The organism is Acinetobacter seohaensis (assembly GCF_056431365.1).
The window spans coordinates 1-5,145 of the sequence record NZ_JBWKMK010000107.1 but is presented as its reverse complement, the minus strand read 5'-3'; the positions used below and the strand labels follow the sequence as shown (position 1 = coordinate 5,145).

Here is a 5,145-nt window from a genome sequence, read left to right as displayed (position 1 = left end):
TGGAAGCAGATGAAATATTATTGGCGAGATTTTCAAGTCATGACAGCTGATAAAATAGAGCAATGGGTGGAGAGAGTATCAAACCAATTCGGAAAAGAATACATGTTTACTTTTTAATGACAGCTTAGCCATTTACATCATCATAAATATTTAGGTACGCCAGAAAATCGAGAATATTTTGACTATGGAGATCAGTATGGTGAATTATCTTTAAAATCAATAAGTTCATTGTTGAATAGGCTATTTATGTTGGCTCATTATCCAATGTTTTTAAAGAACATTTTTATTGCATTATTATCAAATTATAAGGATGTCCCAAAACATGTATCTAAGAAAATAAAAAGGGATTATCTAACAATGTTGCTCATGATCATGATTTTGTCTGCATTATCTATATGGTTTAGAAATAGCATCATTCTATATATCTGGTTGTGCCCATTATTATTAGTTGCTGCACCTATACATGCATTAATTGAAATGCCAGAACATTTTCGTTGTGATACTAATTCTATTGATCCTTTTAGGAATACACGCACAATAAAAAGTAATGCCTTCATGAATTGGTTCACTAATGGCAATAATTATCATGTTGAGCACCATTTAATGCCAGGTTTGCCTATTGATCGCTTACATGACTTACATGAAAAGATTAAAGATAAAAATGAATTTCAGGAAACAACTTATAGAGATTTTTATTTAGGACTCTTTAAATCTATGGTGAAGAAATAAACTTTAAATAATCAAGATTAACAGTATTTTTCCTTTTAAATAAAATAGATTAGAAAATATGCAATCAAGTTTCAATATTAGTGATGATAGTGCGGTAAAAATAGTCAATTCACTTTTAACACAGACACAACTGAATACGTTTTATCTACGAGAGCTTGGCGAACCACAAAATTATCTATCCGCTCCCAAATCTGATGAATATTATGATATCCATCTAATTGAAGATGCTTGGAATGATTTTGAACAAAGTCTTATCGACACTACTACTTTCCCTCAGAATTATTCTGAGTTCATAAATTGGTATAACGAATTACATTCACGTCACACCAAAGAGGTCTCTTGTTTTTTCAATTGGTTAGCTAATGAAGCCACACTAGAAGAGTTAGGCTTCTATATAGCTATGGAAGAACAAGTGGATGGTCGTTTTGATGATGTAATCGCTTTGGCTCAACTAGGACTCACAGGCGATATGAAATTAGCATTAGCAGAAAACTACTGGGATGAAATGGGGTTAGGAAAGGAAGCTGAAATGCACACGATCCTATTTAATAAATCTGCTAAGAAACTTTCAGCATTATTAGATAATGGAGTATTAACTCCTAAACCGCCCACTGAAGCATTAAAAAATGGCAATTTACTTTTAATGTATTCATTACGCCGACAATATCACCCTCGCTTATTGGGAGCATTAGCAATTCTAGAACATACTGCACCTTATAGATTTTCAAAAACTGTTAAAGCAATGCAAAGACTAAATTTATCTGAAGATATTATTTACTATCATGAAATGCATATAAAAATAGATGCAAATCATGGAAAACAACTTCTACAACGTGTGTTACTGCCACTAGTAAAGCACAACCCAGAAATTATTAAGGAAATCTGCATAGGGTGTTTAACAAGATATAACATTGCTATCGATTACTATAAAAGTATCAGAATTGCTATATCTTAAATACAGTAGTTATATTATTAGAGGATAAAAAAATGGAAACAGTTTCAAATGATAAACTCATGAAATCTATACTTAACCTTAAAAATGAACGTTTTGTAATTGGTGACTCAAATGAGCTATTAGATATAGACTTTTTAAGTATGCCTGATTGGAGTGAATTTAAGAACTTTTGGAATAACTTAGAAATTGATAAATACATGAATGATGGCGGTTCTTATCGGTATCGTCGCTTTGGCAAATTTAAATGGTTTGCTGATGGTAATAAATTGGAACAGCAACCCCATGTCCCTTACTACCAACCTTTGTATTTTAATCCTTTAAATGGTGGAATGAACCGCTATTTCGCACCTGTCACTGAAAATATGGCGAATAATCAAGTATTCAGAACTTTATTATTAGAACTAGCTAATAATTATGGTGAAATAGAGGATGTTCAAACATGGAAGATCAATACATATTTTAATCGAATTCTCGCACGTCCGAATATGCAAGGTTTACCTGTTCCTGAAGGTAAGCATCGTGATGGCGTTAAATTTAGTTGTTTATTTATGACAGATAAAATCAATGTTTCTGGTGGTGAAACCACCCTTATAGACATTATGCATCAAAAACCCATTTTTAATGGAACATTAGAAAAACAGAATCAAATGCTTATTTTTAGAGATGATACCGTTTTTCATGATACTACACCAATTGAGGTTATAAGTGGTTGTAATTATGGCTATAGAGATCTATTGGTTATAGAATTTCATTAAAAGGATAATAAACTAATGGAGTTATTATGAAAATCACTCAATCAGTTTCTGATGCTAGTTATGTTAATTTAATGATTAGCGAGTTAAAAAATGAAGAACTTAATATAACGATTCCACTGTTATCTAAATTTTACCAAAATTTAGATGAAAATCTATTAAAAAATAGATTAGATGATGTCTCAAAATTAAATTGGAAATGTTTGGGCTTGTTCAGTAATGATAAATTAATAGGTTTATCTGGATATTGGATTAACACCAGAATTTATTGTGGAAAATATTTATATATTGACCATTTTATTATAGATGATAGTTATCGTTGCAAAGGCTCAGGGGCAAAACTTTTAAACCACTTGAAAGAATTGGCAATAGCAAATAATTGTGAGCAAGTTTGTTTAGATACTTTTGTTAGTAATAGTTTGGCACAATCATTTTGGTCTAAGCATGGATTTAAAATTGTTGGTTTTCATTATGTTGGTAAATAGTAGAGTATTTTAAATGACAAACAAGTATGCACGTGAAGTAATTTATAGCCGTATGATTGGTTTAGTTAGTGAGGAGGAGCTTAGAATTCTGGCTGATAAAACAATCGCTGTTCCCGGCTGTGGCGGTGTTGGTTATACCCATGCTGAGACTCTAGTTCGAATGGGAGTAGGAGGTATCAAAATTGCAGATTTTGATACTTTTGGTCCTGAAAACTTCAATAGACAATTTGGAGCAACAATACACACTGTTGATAAGAAAAAGGCAGATGTATTACGAGAACGCCTATTATCGATTAATCCAGCATTGAGAATAGAGCAATATAATGGCGTAAATGAAGAAAATGTAGATGCTTTCTTAAAGAATGTAGATGTACTTTGTGATGCGATGGATTACTTTGTAATTGAACCTCGTGTTCTCATGTATAAGAAAGCTAGAGAATTGGGGATTCCAGCCGTTGTATCTTGTCCTATTGGCTTTGGGGGAACATTACATCATTTTCATCCGGACAGCATGTCATTTGAAGACTACTTTGCGATAACGTCTGATATGACAGAGACGGAAAAGCTTATTAATTTTGGTATTGGTTTAGATCCATTACATCTGCATAGAGCTTACTTAGAAAGTCCAAAATTAGATTTTGAAGAACGTAAGGTTGCATCTTTAAGCTCAGCCTGTCTGTTAGCAACAACTCTAACATCAACTTTTACATTAGCAAAATTACTGAATCGAGAAATGTTCTTTAAGCCTGTACCATATGTTTATCAGATTGATTACATGGCTGGAAAATTTGAGGAAGTGTACGTGAATAATGGTGTTAATGATCTAAAAACCAATGAAAAATTATAAAATAAGCTTTTGATTTGCATTGGTTTAATTATTATCCTTTTTATTTGTTGTAAGTAGATGTCTTTGATTGATCACCATAAAAAAGAGATCGAAACTTGCATCTTTTTACTCAGATAAAAGGGTTATTATAGAAATTAATCGTGGTAATATCTCTACAATCATTAGGATTTTTTATTGAAATGAAACCACTTATATTTATTGATGGAGAAGCTGGAACAACTGGCCTTCAAATACATTCTCAGTTAGCTGGTAGAAATGATATTGAGTTATTGCAACTACCAAATTCTGAAAGAAAGAACCCATTAAAAAGATCACAAGCTTTAAATAGTTGTGATATAGCTATATTGTGCTTACCTGATAATGCTGCTATTGAAGCAGTATCATTTATCAAGAGTTCTAATGTTCGCGTTTTGGATGCTAGTTCAGCGCACCGAACATCTTTAGGTTGGACTTATGGTTTACCTGAACTAGTTAAGGGTCAAGCAGAAAAGATTTATAAAGCAAAAAGAATATCAAATCCTGGGTGTTATCCTACAGGTGCAATTGCATTATTGCGCCCTCTGACGAGTGCTGGTATTCTGCCTAGAGATTATCCCGTAAATGTACATGCTACTTCAGGATATTCTGGGTCAGGAAAATCTCTAATAGATGCCTATGAAGATCCTAATCATCCCCAACCTATAAACACACCATATTGTAGTTACGGTCTAGACCTTCATCATAAGCATGTTCCAGAAATGAAAGCTCAGGCATTATTGGATTATTCACCAATCTTCACCCCTCATTACGGGAAATATCGCCAAGGTATAGTTCTACATGTGCCTATTCATTTACGGTTATTACCCAATAATATAACAGTTGAAAAGATTTATAACTGTTTGAGTAAGCATTATGAAAATTCTGAATATATAAAAGTTCAATCAACTGATGATATTCAGAATACAAAGAATCTTGATCCTGAACTTCTAAATGGTACTAACCAACTTAACATTTATGTATTTTCGAATGAAAATGAAGGGCAAGTACTCCTTACTGCAGTTTATGATAATTTAGGTAAAGGTGCATCTGGTGCAGCAGTACAAAATCTGAATTTAATGTTGTCAGGACAATAGCACTTATACGCCCCATACCCTATTTTTTATGCAATTATTTAATTTATTTATTGGTTAAAATTATTATTGGCGAGTGTTAAATTTTAACACTCGAATGGAGATTTATGGCTAAAATAAATATATTGTTTATAATATGAAGGGCTTTGTTGCACAAAGATTTGAAATGCAAAGCGCCCCTAATTGAGCCAAATTTAAGGCGTAACTTGGGTAACTGGTCGACCTAATTCCGTAAATCTGTTGAGGACTGCTACACGTGCATGAATCT

At 32.6% G+C, this 5,145-nt stretch carries 5 protein-coding genes and 2 pseudogenes; all 7 read left to right on the top strand.

Going from position 1 to position 5,145, the window contains the following annotated elements:
- A pseudogene (locus AC07E5_RS10175) lies at positions 1-117 on the top strand (transposase); the annotation flags it as partial.
- Positions 118-135: 18 nt separating this feature from the next.
- Positions 136-729: pseudogene (locus AC07E5_RS10170) on the top strand (fatty acid desaturase family protein); the annotation flags it as partial.
- Between the two features lie 58 nt (positions 730-787).
- Positions 788-1,684, top strand: coding sequence for an iron-containing redox enzyme family protein (locus tag AC07E5_RS10165; RefSeq protein WP_279676152.1), 897 nt, complete (start codon positions 788-790; stop codon positions 1,682-1,684).
- Between the two features lie 32 nt (positions 1,685-1,716).
- Positions 1,717-2,439, top strand: coding sequence for a 2OG-Fe dioxygenase family protein (locus AC07E5_RS10160; protein ID WP_279676151.1), 723 nt, complete (start codon positions 1,717-1,719; stop codon positions 2,437-2,439).
- Positions 2,440-2,465: 26 nt separating this feature from the next.
- Positions 2,466-2,921 (top strand): GNAT family N-acetyltransferase, encoded by a 456-nt coding sequence (locus AC07E5_RS10155; protein WP_279676150.1) that lies wholly within the window; start codon positions 2,466-2,468, stop codon positions 2,919-2,921.
- Positions 2,922-2,934: 13 nt separating this feature from the next.
- Positions 2,935-3,768 carry a ThiF family adenylyltransferase gene (locus AC07E5_RS10150; RefSeq protein WP_279676149.1) on the top strand — a complete coding sequence of 278 codons (834 nt, stop codon included), beginning with the start codon at positions 2,935-2,937 and terminating at the stop codon, positions 3,766-3,768.
- A 179-nt stretch (positions 3,769-3,947) separates the two neighbouring features.
- On the top strand, positions 3,948-4,880 hold the full coding sequence (argC, locus tag AC07E5_RS10145) for an N-acetyl-gamma-glutamyl-phosphate reductase (protein WP_279676148.1): 933 nt from the start codon (positions 3,948-3,950) through the stop codon (positions 4,878-4,880).
- Positions 4,881-5,145 lie beyond the last annotated feature (265 nt).